At 67.9% G+C, this 14,503-nt stretch carries 20 protein-coding genes; 11 read left to right on the plus strand and 9 right to left on the minus strand.

Annotation, left to right across the window (positions count from 1 at the left end):
* Positions 1-159 precede the first annotated feature (159 nt).
* A complete protein-coding gene (locus AB0L53_RS35030) occupies positions 160-555 on the plus strand; it encodes a hypothetical protein (protein ID WP_364003304.1) in 396 nt (131 codons plus the stop codon).
* 110 nt (positions 556-665) lie between these two features.
* Here the strand turns inward: AB0L53_RS35030 and AB0L53_RS35035 are convergent, their stop codons facing one another.
* Positions 666-1,232, minus strand: a complete 567-nt coding sequence (locus AB0L53_RS35035; RefSeq protein WP_364003307.1) for a DoxX family protein — start codon at positions 1,230-1,232, stop codon at positions 666-668.
* 257 nt (positions 1,233-1,489) lie between these two features.
* On the opposite strand from AB0L53_RS35035, the gene AB0L53_RS35040 reads away from it, so the two are divergent.
* Entirely contained in the window at positions 1,490-1,819 is a 330-nt protein-coding gene (locus tag AB0L53_RS35040) for a helix-turn-helix transcriptional regulator (RefSeq protein ID WP_364003310.1), read from the plus strand.
* Entirely contained in the window at positions 1,816-2,784 is a 969-nt protein-coding gene (locus AB0L53_RS35045) for an HD domain-containing protein (protein WP_364003313.1), read from the plus strand. Before AB0L53_RS35040 ends, AB0L53_RS35045 begins: the two co-directional genes overlap by 4 nt.
* Before the next feature lie 48 nt (positions 2,785-2,832).
* Here the strand turns inward: AB0L53_RS35045 and AB0L53_RS35050 are convergent, their stop codons facing one another.
* Positions 2,833-3,558 (minus strand): alpha/beta fold hydrolase, encoded by a 726-nt coding sequence (locus tag AB0L53_RS35050; RefSeq protein WP_364003316.1) that lies wholly within the window; start codon positions 3,556-3,558, stop codon positions 2,833-2,835.
* 160 nt (positions 3,559-3,718) lie between these two features.
* Here AB0L53_RS35050 and AB0L53_RS35055 point away from each other — a divergent pair, with 160 nt between their 5' ends.
* From AB0L53_RS35055 to AB0L53_RS35075, 5 genes are all read left to right on the plus strand, one after another.
* Complete coding sequence (locus AB0L53_RS35055; protein WP_364003319.1) at positions 3,719-4,540, plus strand: helix-turn-helix transcriptional regulator; 822 nt, start codon at positions 3,719-3,721, stop codon at positions 4,538-4,540.
* Positions 4,541-4,624: 84 nt separating this feature from the next.
* A complete protein-coding gene (locus AB0L53_RS35060) occupies positions 4,625-4,786 on the plus strand; it encodes a hypothetical protein (protein WP_364003322.1) in 162 nt (53 codons plus the stop codon).
* Positions 4,787-5,100: 314 nt separating this feature from the next.
* Positions 5,101-5,262, plus strand: coding sequence for a hypothetical protein (locus tag AB0L53_RS35065; protein ID WP_364003325.1), 162 nt, complete (start codon positions 5,101-5,103; stop codon positions 5,260-5,262).
* Positions 5,249-5,449, plus strand: a complete 201-nt coding sequence (locus AB0L53_RS35070) for a type II toxin-antitoxin system RelE/ParE family toxin (protein ID WP_364003328.1) — start codon at positions 5,249-5,251, stop codon at positions 5,447-5,449. Before AB0L53_RS35065 ends, AB0L53_RS35070 begins: the two co-directional genes overlap by 14 nt.
* Position 5,450: 1 nt before the next feature.
* Positions 5,451-5,750: a helix-turn-helix transcriptional regulator gene (locus tag AB0L53_RS35075; protein WP_364003331.1), complete on the plus strand. Its 300-nt coding sequence runs from the start codon at positions 5,451-5,453 to the stop codon at positions 5,748-5,750.
* Between the two features lie 86 nt (positions 5,751-5,836).
* Here AB0L53_RS35075 and AB0L53_RS35080 read toward each other — a convergent pair whose 3' ends face one another.
* The gene (locus AB0L53_RS35080; protein ID WP_364003334.1) at positions 5,837-7,291 is read right to left on the minus strand and encodes a carboxylesterase family protein; all 1,455 of its coding nucleotides are present in this window, start codon (positions 7,289-7,291) and stop codon (positions 5,837-5,839) included.
* Positions 7,292-7,417: 126 nt separating this feature from the next.
* Here AB0L53_RS35080 and AB0L53_RS35085 point away from each other — a divergent pair, with 126 nt between their 5' ends.
* From AB0L53_RS35085 to AB0L53_RS35095, 3 genes are read left to right on the plus strand one after another with little or no spacing between them, the layout of a single operon-like run.
* Positions 7,418-7,852 carry an SRPBCC domain-containing protein gene (locus AB0L53_RS35085; RefSeq protein WP_364003337.1) on the plus strand — a complete coding sequence of 145 codons (435 nt, stop codon included), beginning with the start codon at positions 7,418-7,420 and terminating at the stop codon, positions 7,850-7,852.
* On the plus strand, positions 7,839-8,171 hold the full coding sequence (locus AB0L53_RS35090) for a metalloregulator ArsR/SmtB family transcription factor (RefSeq protein ID WP_357955765.1): 333 nt from the start codon (positions 7,839-7,841) through the stop codon (positions 8,169-8,171). The genes AB0L53_RS35085 and AB0L53_RS35090 overlap by 14 nt, the downstream gene beginning before the upstream one ends.
* Positions 8,172-8,213: 42 nt before the next feature.
* A complete protein-coding gene (locus tag AB0L53_RS35095; RefSeq protein ID WP_364003340.1) occupies positions 8,214-9,002 on the plus strand; it encodes a thioredoxin family protein in 789 nt (262 codons plus the stop codon).
* On the opposite strand, the gene AB0L53_RS35100 is transcribed toward AB0L53_RS35095, so the two are convergent.
* The 6 genes from AB0L53_RS35100 to AB0L53_RS35125 all read right to left on the minus strand — a co-directional run bounded on the left by AB0L53_RS35100 (position 9,003) and on the right by AB0L53_RS35125 (position 14,377).
* On the minus strand, positions 9,003-9,863 hold the full coding sequence (locus tag AB0L53_RS35100; protein ID WP_364003343.1) for a hypothetical protein: 861 nt from the start codon (positions 9,861-9,863) through the stop codon (positions 9,003-9,005).
* On the minus strand, positions 9,860-10,183 hold the full coding sequence (locus AB0L53_RS35105) for a PadR family transcriptional regulator (protein WP_364003346.1): 324 nt from the start codon (positions 10,181-10,183) through the stop codon (positions 9,860-9,862). Before AB0L53_RS35105 ends, AB0L53_RS35100 begins: the two co-directional genes overlap by 4 nt.
* A gap of 99 nt (positions 10,184-10,282) precedes the next feature.
* Positions 10,283-11,152: a carbohydrate ABC transporter permease gene (locus tag AB0L53_RS35110; protein WP_364003349.1), complete on the minus strand. Its 870-nt coding sequence runs from the start codon at positions 11,150-11,152 to the stop codon at positions 10,283-10,285.
* Positions 11,149-12,156, minus strand: coding sequence for a sugar ABC transporter permease (locus tag AB0L53_RS35115; RefSeq protein ID WP_364003738.1), 1,008 nt, complete (start codon positions 12,154-12,156; stop codon positions 11,149-11,151). The genes AB0L53_RS35110 and AB0L53_RS35115 overlap by 4 nt, the downstream gene beginning before the upstream one ends.
* The gene (locus AB0L53_RS35120; protein WP_364003352.1) at positions 12,156-13,382 is read right to left on the minus strand and encodes an extracellular solute-binding protein; all 1,227 of its coding nucleotides are present in this window, start codon (positions 13,380-13,382) and stop codon (positions 12,156-12,158) included. Before AB0L53_RS35120 ends, AB0L53_RS35115 begins: the two co-directional genes overlap by 1 nt.
* Positions 13,383-13,393: 11 nt before the next feature.
* Complete coding sequence (locus AB0L53_RS35125; protein WP_364003355.1) at positions 13,394-14,377, minus strand: LacI family DNA-binding transcriptional regulator; 984 nt, start codon at positions 14,375-14,377, stop codon at positions 13,394-13,396.
* Positions 14,378-14,503: the final 126 nt, after the last annotated feature.

The raw sequence follows: 14,503 nt of genomic DNA on the forward strand, positions 1-14,503 counted from the left end.
CCGGAAAGATCAAGAACTCGCCCAGCACCGCCCGCCTGATCGAAGGACAGCGCACCATCGGCTGGCGCGAAGCACTCATCGAACTCGACATCGCCTATCCAGGCCGCATCAGGTAAAGACCGCTCTCAAGCTCTCAGGAACGATCTTTACACACCTGAAGTGACAACCTCCCTTTCGGGCGGTTGTTCGTCTCTGCTGGTCGGGGACGTGAGCTGGTCGACTCCCGCGAACGGCACCTCCGTCTGCACCAGTGGTATCAGGACAGGCCAGATCTGCCGGCAGATCGTGACCGACGCGAGCTGGGAGGGGATCGTCGGTGGGGTGTACGTGCGTCATCTGGCGTTCATCCAGTCCGACCAGGACGGGGACGGGCAGTACGACTGCACGACGTCCCTGCCGGGGGATTCGGGTGGCGCGGTGTACCAGGGTATGAGCGGAAGCACCATGGTGCGTGCGATGGGCATCATCACTGGGGGCGACAGCTGCTCTACCCTCTACACCAAGCTGGCCGGAGTGAAGGCTTGGGACTCCTCCGTCTCCATGCCACTGAACTGATGCGACCACGACACTCGCGGTATCGATTGATCAGGTGATTCCCTGGCTCACCACGCGTTGCTCATGCTGGGTGAGGTGGTCGGGGCGGTCGGCGTGCGGAACGGAGGTGATCAGAATGGGACGTTGGTCATCGTGTACCACGTCGGAGCGAAAGCCAGCAGGGCCAGCACGCCGAGGACCGCCAACGACTTGAGTACGCGTGAGGTGGTGATGGTCGCGGGCGCGACGGGCCTCAGTTTCCCTCGTCCGACCGCGATGATCGCCGCGACGCCGCCCAGCAAGATATTCGCCGGCACCAATGCGTATTCGCCGCGGATGATGTGAAAACCAGCCGCGAGGATCATCGTCAGTGTCAGGCCGGCGGCGGCGAGCGGTGTCAGCTTCGGTTTGACTCCCGTCATCGCCGGCAGGATCAGGCCGACGCCGCCCAGTACCTCACAGACCCCGATGAAGACGATCAGGGGCTGCGGCACTGCGGCATACCAAGCCACGGCCCGGGGCGCCGCCGCATACAGGGCTCCGTCGTACAACAGCACTTTGCCGAAACCGCTGCCGGCGAAGAAGAAGCCGAACAACGCTTGAAGCGACCAGAGCGCGCCGTTGAGCGTGAACCTCGTTCGGCGCCCCTTGGGCTGCTGCTCTATGTCCTTGACGCCGTCGCTTACGTGCTGGTCCATGTCCTGTCACTGCCTTTCTCGTCGGGTTGGTGCTGGTACGTGGTGACAGGACTCATCCGACCACCGCGGCGAGGTCGCGCGCGGCGTCCGTGGGACACGGTGGGACACGCGAGACGCGGTCCAGCTGCGAAAACAAGAATTTGTGCCGTGACCGCGGGCTGGGACGGCTCCCGTGGCGCGCATATCGAGCGGGTGGCACATGGTTGTCACCCGCGAGGTGATGTCACGTTCCGTGTTGGATATCTAGAGTTCTACATATGACGGATGGTCCGCGGATGACCCTGCAGACGATGCTCGTGCTGGAAGAGATGCTGTCCGACCCGACCAAGCGCCGCTACGGGCTGGAACTGTGCGAGAAGACCGCTCAGCTCAGCGGCACCATCTACCCGATCCTGGCCAGGCTGGAGCGTGAGTTCGGCTGGATCGAGCGCCGCAAGGAGGCCGCGGCCGAGCACCTGGCCCAGGGCCGCCGCGCCCGCTACTACTACACGCTGACCGAGAAGGGCGCTCTCCGGGCTCGTGCCGCCCTTGAGCGAGCCGAGCGGTCTCGCGGAACTGCCGTGAACCTTCGGCCGGCGACGTCATGACCGGCTTACTGGAGCCGCTGCTGGCTCGGCTGCCCGCCGAATCGACGGCTGTGGAGCGTGGCCGGATCCAGCGTGCTTACGAGTTCGCCGCCCGCTGCCACGCAGGCCAGGTGCGCAAGAGTGGCGACCCGTACATCACCCACCCCGTCGCCGTGGCGGAGATCGCGATCGACGCCGGCCTGGACTGTGCCACTGTCTGCGCCGCCCTGCTCCACGATGTGATCGAGGACACCGGATGCGACGCCGCACAGCTCCGCGCGGAGTTCGGCGACGAGATCACCACGCTGGTCAAGAACATGACCGAGCTCGGCCACAGGGACGATCAGGCGGCCATGGACGCCGCGGACAACCGCGTCCTCGCCCTGAAGGTGCTCGACCGGCTGCACAACATGCGCACCATCCAGCACCTCGACCAGGAGAAACAGCGGCAGAAGAGCGAGCAGACGCTGGACATCATCGCACCGCTCGCCGGGCACCTCGGCCTGCGTGCCGTCGCGGACGAACTCGAATCGATCGCCCGCGGCCGCCTGACCCACCTGCTCGGGGACACCGGCGCGACGTACCAGGTGCTCGTCCTCGGCGCGCTGCTTCTCCCGGCGGCGGTGAGAGCGAGCTATGTGGACGAATGGCTCGGCGAGCTCGACGTACTGCGGGACCGGCGGGCCCGCACTCGCTTCGCGCTCAGGCTGGCTCTCAGCATGCCCGCTCTGGCTCTGAACCTGCGCCGCCCCAGACGGCACATGCCGGCCGACTATCTGCTGTCCGTACTCCGCTGGATCTTACGGACAGACCTGCGCACCTGGACCCCACTGACCCTGCTGCTCGGCTGGATGATCGTGGAAACCGCACGGAACAGCCTCAGCGACGCCATAGTCATCCTGATCACGGTGCCCCCCGCCCTCCACGCCGGCGTCACCCGCCTACGCACGAAGCTCGGCCTTGATCAACCAGCCGAGCCCACCTAAGGGCAGTGCAAACGGTCAGCCCGGGTCTTCGGCCGCAGGGTGGGCGGGTCAGCCGAGCTTGAGCAGTAGTTCGGTGAGCTCGGCCGGCATGGTGATCATGCAGTCGTGGCCCGTCTCCAGTTCCCACACCTGTGCCGGGCTGCCGTTGGGCTGTATCGCTGGGACGGGCCGCCGCTTGATGCCCTCCGGTGCGCGGGCGACGCAGTGAATGTGCGCCCGCGCGATCGTGCGTACGGCCGGGTTGTCCAGCCGGACCGGTTGCCGGAAGCAGAGCACCGGCTGATCCGACAACATCGTCCGCAGCCACGCCACGTCCGTCGGCTCGGTGACCCCGAACAGGCCCAGGGGCGGCGGCAACTCGGGCATCGGCGGGATCCGCCACCCGACCCCGGATTCCGCGGCACGGTCGATGAGGGCCTGGGTCATGGGATGCACATCCATCGCGCTCTCGCCGTCCTCCGGGACCATCGCGTCGAGATAGACCAGATGGGCGATTCGATCCGGGATCCGGTTGGCGGCGGACGAGATGACCAGCCCGGCGTAGCTGTGGCCCACCAGGATCACGTCGGTGAGGTCCTGCTCGGTGATCAGCCTGACGACGTCGTCGACGTGCGTGTCCAGCCCTACCTCGGGGCCGAGCAGATGCGCCTTGTCGCCGAAGCCGGTCAGCGACGGCGCGAGCACCCGATGCCCGGCCGATGCCAGCAACGGGACCACCCGCTCCCAGCATCGCCCACTGTGCCAGGCCCCGTGTACCAGCAAATATGTTGACATGGTGTAGCTCCTTGCTCGCGGAAGGGATCATCGGCCGATATCGCCGGTGTTCGTGCCGGAAGCGAGATTTCCGCCCACCCGCTGACGGAGCCAGAGCCCCCGCGATCCTGGGGGTGACAGGACCAGGCACGCACGAAGGCGCGCGAACTACCGTGGGGACATGAGCGACGAATCCAACCTTCTTGGCGATTACGTACGCGCCCGCCGGGAGCTCGTCACTCCTGAACAGGCCGGCATCCCCTCCGTGGGCGTACGGCGCGTGTCGGGCCTGCGCCGGGAGGAGGTCGCGATGCTCGCCGGCATCAGCGCCGACTACTACCTACGCCTGGAGCAGGGCCGCGACCGCAACCCCTCCGCGCAGGTCCTCGAGTCGCTTGCCCGCGTGCTGCTGCTCGACGACGACGCGACGGCCTACTTGCTACGCCTCGGGGCGGGAAAACCCCGGCGGCGTCGGCGGCGGCCCCGGAAGGAGACCGTCCCTCCGGGCGTCGCCAAGCTCGTCGTCACGCTTGCGCTCCCCGCGTACGTGGAGGGCCGCTACTTCGACGTCCTCGCCGCCAACGCGCTGGCGACCGCTCTGTCACCGCGACTCGTGGCGGGGGGCAACCGCCTGCGGGACGTGTTCCTCGACCCCGCCGAGCAGGCCCTATACCCGGACTGGGAGGACGCCGCGCAGGGCATGGTCGCCGGCTTCCGCGAGTCGGTCGGCACCGACACGGACGACCCCCGATTCATCGAACTCGTCGGCGAACTCTCCCTCGCCAGCCCTCGCTTCAGCAGGCTCTGGGCCCGCCACGACGTGAACACATGCGAAGGCACACCCAAGCGCATCGACCACCCCCAGCTCGGTGACCTGTGGCTGAACCGGGAGAGACTGGCCGTCAGCGGCGCGACAGGCCAGACACTCGTCGTCCTCCACCCGGACCCCGGCACCGACAGCGCCGACAAGCTGGCACTCCTCGCGTCCGTCATGCGGACATGACCCCGCGCGTGCCCAGCCGCTCGGCGGGGCGCAGGCGATGTCACTTTCGGCATAGATGTCCTGGGCTTTCCGGGGCTCGTGCGCATGCACGCCACCGGCGTCCACACCATCGCGGAGCTGATAGATGTGTTCTCTGTCGGACGCGCCACCGTTGACCGGGTTCTGGACCGCGAACATCCAATCACGCACCGGAAGGGCAGTGACATGGCCGACCATGCCGTCATCACCTCTGGGATCCACATCTGATGTACTTCATCCATCGCGACTGGGAAGCCGGGCCGCTGTGCAAGAGGAACCGTGCGGTTGCTTGGCATCAGCGGACCCGCCCGTTGGAAGGCCCGACGCCGGGCTGTGCCCGTCCGCGCGTAACGGCACCTGGACCATGTGCGGGTTCAGTGGCCGTATCCCTGGCCCCAGAGATACGGCCGCTGACAGAGGGCCGTCCATCGGCGCGGGGCCGGAGTGGACCGTTTCGCCCAAATGGGCGAGCGTAGCCCGTGACCTGGGCTGATCTCTCATTTCAGGGACATCGCGCTTGCCTGCGCTATAACGTCCGTGTTATGAATTGGGGAGAGGTGGAGTTGGAACCTGAGGTCGACAAGTGGTTCGACTCGCTCAGCCAGGAGGATCAGGAAACGGCGGTCTTCTATGTCGATTTGCTGGCGTGGCGTGGAGTGCTGCTCGACGAGCCGTACACCAGGCAACTGCATGGCAACGCTTAGGGAGCTTCGGTTCCATCTCTCTCAAGAGGCTGTGCGCATCACATACTGGATCGCATCAGGCAGACGGATCATTCTGCTGACGGTGTTCCGCAAGCAGCGGATGCGCGAGACGGCCGAAGTCAAACGAGCTGTGCGAGCTATGAATCGGTGCATCGCCGAGGCTCACACGGCGGATGAGGATGAGTGACGTGAGCGAGCGCAAGGCATGGACTGACAAGCGCGCCGAAATCATGAACCGTCCGGGCGCCGGAGCCGCGTACGAAGCCGCTCGGATCCGCTTCGAGCTGGGCGAGGCCGTACGGCTGCGCCGCGAAGAGCTTGGCTTGACCCAGTCAGAGCTGGCCGAGCGCGCAGGTCTTCAGCAGCCGGCGGTGGCTCGGTTCGAAGCCGGTGGCACCATGCCGACAATCCCCATGCTGGAACGCTTCGCCGAAGCCCTCGGCCTACGTCTCACCGTCCAGTTCCAACCCCTTCGCGAAGCGAGTTGAGCCTTTTTGAGGTGCACCGCACCACTACTGACGTGACCGGGCTCGCTCCGCCGCAGCCTGGCCGGGCTGTTCAGGTGAAGGCCGTCTCAGGTGAGGCCGTCGAGGTGCCACCAGGTGCCTGAGGGCCAGGCGCGGTCGTTCCAGGCGCGGCGTTCGGCCGGGCGTGGATCGGCTTCGACCCGGCTCTGGCCGGTGTCGAAGATCATGGTCTGGCGGTGTTCGGTGTCGTGGGGTGCCCAGCCGGGCGCGTCACCCCGGGCGAAGCGTCCCCAGGTGTCGTGCAGTTCTGCCGACAGTGTCTGGTCGGCGGGGTCGGTGAGTGGGATCGACTGCCAGATCATCGGCCCGTCCGCGCCGTGCCCGCCGCGCAGCAGCCTGCCCAGGGGGGTCGTGGCGGGTACCCCAGGAAACGGGCCGTCGTAGCGGGATCGCCACACCGGTGCGTGTCTCGCCTGCGCTTCGGCCAGCCGGGTTGTGGGGATGCCGTACCGTTCGTCACCCAGGACGGCCAGGCCGAGTGCGGTGTCGTCGAGGTCCGGTCGGCTCTCGCGGTACGCGGCCAGCATCGTGTCCGCCTCGCCCGCGCCGAACAGCTCGGTCAGCACCCTCGGCGCCTGCTCGGCAGTACTGGCGTCCAGCATTTGGAAGGTGCCGCCCTCGTTCCCGCAGGTCTGCGCGAGCAGGGGGATGCCGGCTGCGGCACCCGCGGCGATGGCGTCGATGGGCCGCCCGGCCAGTACGGTTCCGTCGATTACCGGTCGCCAGATCCAGAGTGCCTTCGCTCCGGTGGCGATGGCGTCCTGCGCCGCGAGCATCTCGGCGGCGGGCACCTCGCGCACCCGGTCGGCGCTCACGCCGAGCTCCCGCAGGAACCGTACGGTCACGGCCTTGGCCTGCGGCGGGGTGGCGACGTGGTCACCGCCGCCGCTGCTGGACGCGGCCCGGTGGATCAGCCCTCGGGTGAGCGGGGTGGCCAGCAGGTTGGCCACGCTCTTGGCGCCTGCGGACAACCCGTACAGGGTCACTCGCTCCGGGTCGCCGCCGAATGCCGCGATGTTCTCCCGTACCCAGCGCAATGCCTGAATTTGGTCGAGCAGTCCTGAGACGCCTGAGGAGTCGCCGATGTCGAGGAAGCCCAGGCTGCCCAGCCGGTAGTTGAAGCTGACCACGACGAGATCATGGGTGCGGGCGAAAAGGCTGCCGTCGGCGTACATGTCGATGCCGCTGCCGGTGAGATAGCCACCTCCGTGCACCCACACCAGCACCGGCCTCAACCGGCCGTTCGGGGGAGGAGCCGCCACGTTCGCGTACAGGCAGTCCTCGTCCATGGCCGGCGCAGGTAGGCCGGGCAGGACGGACTGCATGGCCGCGTTTCCCGGCGCGGTGGCTTCCCGCGCTCCCTGCCAGGGCACCGGGGGTTGCGGCGGGCGCAATCGGAGCTTGCCCACGGGGGGAGCGGCATAGGGGATCCCCTGCCAGACGAGCGCGTCCCCGAGATCGACGCCACGGACCGTACCAGCACGAGTCGCAACAAGGGTCACGGCGACCTTCATAGCAGCCTACGAAGGACCATCGCAGGTCGACTCACCCAGCCGACCAGTTGACGCAACCGAATGGTTGCCATAGTGTTGTGGCAACCGAATGGTTGCAACAGATGGAGGTGTGTCATGGGTTTTCCCGATCGCATCGAGCGCAGCATCAGCGTCGCCCACCCGCCCGCGAAGGTGTGGGAAGCGATCACGACGGCTGAGGGATTGGGTACGTGGTTCGGTCACAAGGCGACCGTCGACCTGCGTGTCGGCGGCCTCGCCCAGCTGACCTTCGAGGGCGGCCACAACGCCTACCTGCGCATCGAGCGCCTCGAGCCGCCGCACGTGTTCGGCTACACCTGGGGCATCAACGGCCTGCCGGCCGACGATCCGCGCCGTACCTACGTCGAGTTCACCCTTGAGCCGGAGGTCGAAGGGACCCGGCTCACCGTGGTCGAATCCGGCTTCGCGCAACTGCCCGACGACCTCTACTCCGGCGCGTACGGCGGCAACGTCAAGGGATGGCAGAGCGAGCTGGACGAGCTCGTCGAATACCTCGATGCCCGAGCGTGAGCCGGAGGCCGTCGCGGAAGAGGTCTTCGCCGCGCTGGCCGATCCCAGTCGGCGGAGCATCCTGGCCGCGCTCGCGTCCCGCGGGCCGGCCACGGCGACGGACCTGGCGGCCGGCCTGCCGATCACCCGGCAGGCGATCGCCAAGCACCTCGGCTTGCTCGCCGAAGCCGGGCTGGTCATCGCCGAGCCCGGCGAGCGGCGTCGCGTCCGCTACCGGCTCCAGTCGGCCCCCATCCAGGTCGCGCAGCAGTTTCTCGCCGCGCTGGCCCGTGACTGGGACTCCAGTCTCGACGCCCTCAAGCGGCATCTGGGTACGTGAGGAACAGGGGGAGTCGTGACCTAATACGACAAGGAGAAGGCAATGATCGACCACAAGATCGGAACACGTGAAGAGTGGCTCGCGGCCCGGCTGGAGCTGCTCGAGGCCGAGAAGGCCCTGACGCGGCAGGGCGACCAAGTGGCGCGGCAGCGGCAGGAGCTGCCCTGGGTCCGCGTCGACAAGGAGTACCGCTTCGAGACCGACGAGGGCACAGCGTCCCTCGCCGACCTCTTCGAGGGACGCTCGCAGCTGCTCATCTACCACTTTATGTTCGGGCCTGACTACCAGGCGGGATGTCCGTCCTGCTCGGCGATCGCCGACGGCTTCAACGGCTCCGTCGTCCACCTCGCCGACCACGACGTCACGCTCTGCGCGGTGTCGCAGGCCCCGCTCGCCAAACTGCAGGCGTACAAGCGGCGGATGGGCTGGAGCTTCCCCTGGGCCTCATCCTTCGGAAGCGACTTCAATTACGACTTCCGGGTGACGCACACCAAGGAGGAGTGGCAGTCGGGAGTCGTCGAGTACAACTTCCGCTCGATGGACGTCCGGCCGTCGGAGTCGGGTGAGGAGAATCCCGTCCTCGTCGAGTTCGCGTCGAGCGTGGGCACGGACTGGCCGACGTACCGGCAGCAAGGGCCCGGCATGAGCGCGTTCGCGCTCGAGGTTGACGAGGATGAGGATGAGGATGACGTCGTGTATCACACCTACTCGACGTACGAGCGCGGGGTGGACGGTCTCTGGGGCATGTTCCAGTGGCTCGACCGCGCGCCACTCGGCCGCAACGAGACCGGCTTCTGGTGGCGCCGCCACGACGAGTACGACAGCCAGTGATCACTCTCTGGCTTTGGCCGCGCGCCTCCATCCCGTCGCGGCCATGATCAGCAGGAGAGCCGCAAGGGCCGACCAATAGGCCGTGTACCGCAGGCTCGACGGTGGGTTGGTGAGCGCGGACGCCAAGCCCGGCAGGACGTAGATCGCCGCCGCCAACGCCCAGCGCGGGCTACGCGCGATGGTGGTGGCCCACACCCCTGCCAAGAGCAGGACGCCTTCCATGCCCGCTCTGACCAGCTGCCAGGTCTCGCCGTACTCCCCGAAACCGGGCGCGTAGGTGAGGACGAAGGCGGCTGCCGGGATCGCCAGCCACCACCACGGTCGCGTGCGCAGGTCGCGCGACCTCCTGCTGACCGCGAGGACCACGGCCCCGACCGCCAGCAGGCCGAAGGGCGTCAACGAGACCCAGTTGTGGTACGCCGGGCCCAAGAACGGCGACCATCCCGTCGCCTCGGTCCCGAGCAGCATGGCCCGGCCGGTCGAGAGCGCGACCGCCAAGGCCAAGGGCAGTGCCGCCAGCGCCCAGCCGCGCAGCAGCGCGACCACCAGCGCCGCCGAAGCGGCCAGCCACCAGGGGGAGGCGTGGTCGGCGATGTTGTACGCCAGATTGGCCAGGGCCAGCGTCAGGAGGCCGAGATGTACGCCGTCGGCCCACCATGGTGCGGGTCCCTCGGCGGCCTTGCGGGCCCTGGCGGCGAAGCCCGCCGTGACGAGGGCGGCCGTCTCCCGCGGCGAGGGGACGCGGCGCGGCGAGTCGTTCATCAACGTGCCGAGGATCTCGGCGCCGTATTCGGCGCGGTGATCGGAGGGGAAGGCCCGCAGGAACAGCCGGTACCAGCTTTCGGTGAACGCCTCGCTCATGCCCGTGCCGTCCCCAACGCCGGGGCGATCCGTCCCGTGACGACCCGGGCGGCCTGCTCCATCCGCGTCGCCTCCTTGATGACAGCCGCACGTCCGTCCTCGGTCAGCCGGTAGTAGCGGCGGGGACGGCCCTGGACGGTCTCCTCGCGGTCCACGGCGATCAGCCCGTCGCCCGCCAGCCGGTCCAGCGCGCCGTAAAGGGTGCCGACGGCGAGCCGCACCCGCCCACCGGACTGCTCCTCGGCCCGCTTGATGATCCCGTAGCCATGCGAAGGCCCATCGAGTAACGCGGCCAGTACGAAGTACGTGGGCTCGCTCATCACTGGCGATCTCTTAACCATACGGGCGACGATATATCGGGCGCCGAAGCATGGGAAGACCTCCAGGCGGTGCCCGTACCCGCGTAACGGGAAAATTGATCAGCCCTTGTCGCTGCCCTCGTTGGCGCCGCGGACGAACCGGCGCTGGAATATCACGAAGATCACCGCCACCGGGATCGTCGCGAGCAGCGCCGCCCCCAGCTTGAGCGGGTACTGCGTGCCGCCTCCCAGCGACCCGCTGACCAGATCGGCCAGCCCCCGGGGCAGCGTGAACAGCGCCGGGCTCTGGACGGCCACCAGCGTGTGCGGGAACTCGTTCCACGCGCTCTGGAACGAGATGATCGTCAGCGTGATCAGCGCCGGTCGCGCCATCGGCAGCACTACCGACCAGAACGTACGGAACGCGCCCGCCCCGTCGATCCGGGCCGCCTCCTCCACCCCCGCCGGGATCGAGTCGAAGAACTGCTTCATGATGAACACCCCCGCCGCGTCCACGAGGATCGGCAGGATCAACGCCAGATAGCTGTCATACATCCCCAACTGATTGAGGACCAGAAATTTCGGGATAAAGAGGACTACGCCCGGCACGGCCATCACCGCGATGACCGCCCCGAACAGCGCCGACCGCCCGCGGAACCTCAGCCTGGACAGCGCGTACCCGGCCAGCGAGTCGAGGAACACCCGCCCGACCGTCAGCACGAGTGTCACCAGCAGCGAGTTGCCCAGCCACACCGGCATGTCGGTCCCGCTGAACACCCGCTCGAACCCCGCCAGCGTCCCCGGCTGCGGGATGGGCGAGAGCGGTGAGGCGGCCGCGTCCGGCTCGGTCTTGAACGAGTTCGCGACCTGGATGACGAACGGGTAGATGAACACCAGCGCGAAGAAGATCAGGATCGCGTAGCCGGTGAAGGTGCTCGCGAGCCTGCGCACCCCGGCTCCCGTCGTCCTGCCCCTCATGGGGAGTGTCACGAGCTCCTCCTCTCCCGCATCACGCGCCGCTGGAACAGCGTCAGCAGCACGATGATGAGGAACAGCACGAACGAGATCGCCGTCCCCGCCCCATAGTCGAAGTCCCGGAACGCCGTCCGGTACGACAGGAACGCCGGAGTCAGTGTGGTCTTGGCCGGAGCGCCCTTGCTCATGACGTAGATCTGATCGAACACCTGCCAGCTCCCGATCATCCCGAGCGTCAGCACCAGGAACATCGTCGGCCTGAGCATCGGCAGCGTCACGTACCGGAAGCGCTGCCACCGCCCCGCCCCGTCGAGCACGGCCGCCTCCTCCAGCGTCACCGGGATGTCCTGCAACGCCGCCAGGAACATCAGCATGAACGTGCCCGACGTCGTCCACACCACCAGCGCGATGATCGCGCACATCGCCACGCTCGGCCCGGACAGCCACTCCCACCACGACAGGCCGAACGGCCCCGCCCCGGCGAGCGCCGCCGGCGGCGTGTCCATGCCGAGCAGCAGGTGGATGACCCCTCTGGCGTCGGAGAACCACTGCGGCCCCTGGATGCCGAAGAAGCCGAGCAGCTGCGTGAGCGCCCCGGAGTTGCTGAAGATGAACAGGAACACCACGCTGATCGCCACCGAGCTGGTGACCGACGGGAAGTAGAACGCGCTCCTGAAGAACGACTTGCCCTTGAGCAGGCGGCTGTTCACGATCAGGGCCAGGCCCAGCGCCAGCGCCGTCTGCAGCGGTACGACGATCGCCACGTAGTAGACGTTGTTCCGGACGCTGATCATGAAGTTCTCGCGGGCCAGGTCGTCGCGGGTGAACAGCCGGACGTAGTTCTCCAGCCCGACGAACGGCACGCCGCTCTTGAACGGGCTGCCCTGGCCGTTCCACGAGGTGAGGCTGACCCACATCGCCATCAGGATCGGCAGCAGCAGGAACACCCCGAGGATGACCACGACCGGCGCGACGAACAGCCACCCCGTCACGTCGTCCTTGGCCCGGCTGCGGCGCATCACTCGCCCAGCGCGGACTGCGTGTTCTTCTGCAGCCTGGCCAGCAGCGCTTTTGGGTCCTGCGAGGTGAGCTGCTGGAGCCCGGCGTCGAAGTCGGACAGGACGCTGTCCATCTTGGCGGCGTTCACCGGGCCCTGGGCGTAGGCGGCGCCGTCCACGAACGCCGTGTCCGCGGGGAACTCCTTGACGTAGGCGTCCTTGGCCGACTGCCGAGACGGCATGACCCCGAACGCCTTGGCGAACGCGAGCTGCTGGTCGGCCTTGGTCATCGCCTCGACGAAGGCGATCGCGGCCGTCTTGTTGGCGCTCTTGGCCGCGATGCCCCAGCAGTTCGTGAACGACAGCGTGCCCTGCTTGGCCCCGGCGGGCAGCGGGTGGGCCGTGTACTGGATGTCGGGGTAGTCGGCCTTCAGCGCGCCCTTGATCCAGTTGCCCTCGATCGTCATCGCGGCCTTGCCCTTGCCGAACGCCTCACCGGCCCACTCCGCGCCGAGCTGCTTGGGGGACTGGGCCAGCTTGTCCTGGAGCAGGGTCTTGACGTACTCCAGGGCCTTGAGGTTCTCCGGGCTGTCGCCGGTGGCCTGCTTGCCGTCGGCGCTGGTGATCCAGCCGCCCGCCTGCACCATGAACGCGCCGATCCGGTCGCGGGTGTCGCCGATCGCCAGCGGGGTGATGCCCTTGGCCTTGAGCTTGCCGGCCGCCTCGGTGAGCTGTTCCCACGTGGTCGGTACGTCGGCCGCCGCCAGGCCCGCCTTCTTCCACAGGCCGTCGTTGACGATCAGCGCCAGCGTGGAGAAGTCCTTCGGCGCGCAGTAGAACTTGCCGTCCCGGGTGAAGGTGGTGCGCAGGCTCGGGTAGAAGTCGTCCGGATTCGAGATCTTGTCCCCGTACGGCTCCAGTGCGCCGACACTGGCGTAGTCGGCGAACCGCGAGGCGTCCACGTAGAAGACGTCGGGCGGGGTGCCGCCCGCGAACGCCTGGCCGAGCTGCTGGTGGATGTCCTGCGCCGGGGTGACCGTGGCCTGGTTGCCGCTCGCCTTCGCCCACGCGTCCGCGGCCTGCTTGACCGCCGTCGTCTCCGGGTCGCCGGAGGAGGCGATGAGAATCCGCAGCGAGACCGGGCCGCTGCTCTGCGGCGCGGCCGACGGCTTGTCCTCGAAGCCGCTGCCGCACGCGGTCGCGGCCAGCGCCAGTACGGCGAGCGCCGCCAGGGGGAGGTGTTTCATCGCGTTTCCTTTCACGCTGTACGCCGGATGACCAGGGAAGGTTGAAGCAGTACGTGATCCGGCTTGTCCGGGCTGTCGTCTTCGAGGAGTCGGGTCAGCACCCGGACACAGCGCACGGCGGCGTCCGACAGCGGCTGGCTCAGGCTGGTCAGGCCGATCGCCGCCGCCACGGGCGTGTCGTCGAACCCGATCACGGGCACCGGCCCGGCCTGCATGGCGCCCAGGGCGACGGAGTCGCTCACGCACACCAGGGCGGTGGCGCCGGCGGCGATCAGCTCCCGCGCCGCGGTCTCACCCTCGGCCGCCGACCCATCGGTCCGCCGCTCCAGGACGCCCGCCTCGCTGTCTTCTGGGCTCGTGTCTCCGAGTGCCCGGACCCAGCCGCTCCTGCGGTCGTCGCCGACGCCGGAGCCCTCGGGCCAGCCGATGAACCCGATCCGCCGGTGACCCGCGTCGAGCAGGTGCCGGGTGGCGGCGGCCGTACCGGCCGCGCCGTCCACGTCCACCCACGGATGGTCGCCGCCCTCCGGCATGCCCCACGGCCGCCCGAACGTGACGAACGCCAGCTCCCGCTCGGCCAGCCACGAGGTGCGCACATCGCCGTAATGGGTGCCGGTCAGGACGAACGCATCCGGTTCGTACGCCCCGAGCAGGTCGTCGAACGTGGCGATCTCCGACTGGTCATCGTCTGCCGAGTAGAGGATCACCCGATACCCCGCCTTGGCCGCCGACTCGGTCAGCCCGTGCAGGAACCGGTCGAACACGTTCATGCCATCCTGGGTCCGCTCGATCCGTACGGCCAGGAGTCGTGACCGGCCGGTCCGCATGCGGCGCGCCGCCTGGTTCACCCGGTAGCCGAGCTCCTCGACCGCCTGCCGTACGCGCTCACGCGTCTCCTCGCGAACGAGGTCGGGGGAGTTCAGGACGTTCGAGACGGTCTGCCGGGAGACGTTGGCACGCCGCGCGACGTCGGCGATCGTCACCTTTTCGGGCATTATGTCGCTTTCTAAGGGTTTGAACGTTCAAACGGCGGTATGGCAGGATTGGATCGTTCAAGTAAACGGAGTGTTACGCACTATCTCCCTTGGATGATTCGCCTGTCAAGATTTTGGGGGCCGCTC

Source organism: Nonomuraea sp. NPDC052129 (assembly GCF_040680095.1).
Taxonomy (GTDB): Bacteria; Actinomycetota; Actinomycetes; order Streptosporangiales; family Streptosporangiaceae; genus Nonomuraea.

Coding starts and splice junctions, on each gene's coding strand:
- AB0L53_RS35035 (WP_364003307.1), bottom strand. CDS start 1,232: ATGGACCAGCACGTAAGCGACGGCGTCAAGGACATAGAGCAGCAGCCC.
- AB0L53_RS35040 (WP_364003310.1), top strand. CDS start 1,490: ATGACGGATGGTCCGCGGATGACCCTGCAGACGATGCTCGTGCTGGAA.
- AB0L53_RS35045 (WP_364003313.1), top strand. CDS start 1,816: ATGACCGGCTTACTGGAGCCGCTGCTGGCTCGGCTGCCCGCCGAATCG.
- AB0L53_RS35050 (WP_364003316.1), bottom strand. CDS start 3,558: ATGTCAACATATTTGCTGGTACACGGGGCCTGGCACAGTGGGCGATGC.
- AB0L53_RS35055 (WP_364003319.1), top strand. CDS start 3,719: ATGAGCGACGAATCCAACCTTCTTGGCGATTACGTACGCGCCCGCCGG.
- AB0L53_RS35060 (WP_364003322.1), top strand. CDS start 4,625: ATGCACGCCACCGGCGTCCACACCATCGCGGAGCTGATAGATGTGTTC.
- AB0L53_RS35065 (WP_364003325.1), top strand. CDS start 5,101: ATGAATTGGGGAGAGGTGGAGTTGGAACCTGAGGTCGACAAGTGGTTC.
- AB0L53_RS35070 (WP_364003328.1), top strand. CDS start 5,249: ATGGCAACGCTTAGGGAGCTTCGGTTCCATCTCTCTCAAGAGGCTGTG.
- AB0L53_RS35085 (WP_364003337.1), top strand. CDS start 7,418: ATGGGTTTTCCCGATCGCATCGAGCGCAGCATCAGCGTCGCCCACCCG.
- AB0L53_RS35090 (WP_357955765.1), top strand. CDS start 7,839: ATGCCCGAGCGTGAGCCGGAGGCCGTCGCGGAAGAGGTCTTCGCCGCG.
- AB0L53_RS35095 (WP_364003340.1), top strand. CDS start 8,214: ATGATCGACCACAAGATCGGAACACGTGAAGAGTGGCTCGCGGCCCGG.
- AB0L53_RS35100 (WP_364003343.1), bottom strand. CDS start 9,863: ATGAGCGAGGCGTTCACCGAAAGCTGGTACCGGCTGTTCCTGCGGGCC.
- AB0L53_RS35105 (WP_364003346.1), bottom strand. CDS start 10,183: ATGAGCGAGCCCACGTACTTCGTACTGGCCGCGTTACTCGATGGGCCT.
- AB0L53_RS35115 (WP_364003738.1), bottom strand. CDS start 12,156: ATGCGCCGCAGCCGGGCCAAGGACGACGTGACGGGGTGGCTGTTCGTC.
- AB0L53_RS35120 (WP_364003352.1), bottom strand. CDS start 13,382: ATGAAACACCTCCCCCTGGCGGCGCTCGCCGTACTGGCGCTGGCCGCG.
- AB0L53_RS35125 (WP_364003355.1), bottom strand. CDS start 14,377: ATGCCCGAAAAGGTGACGATCGCCGACGTCGCGCGGCGTGCCAACGTC.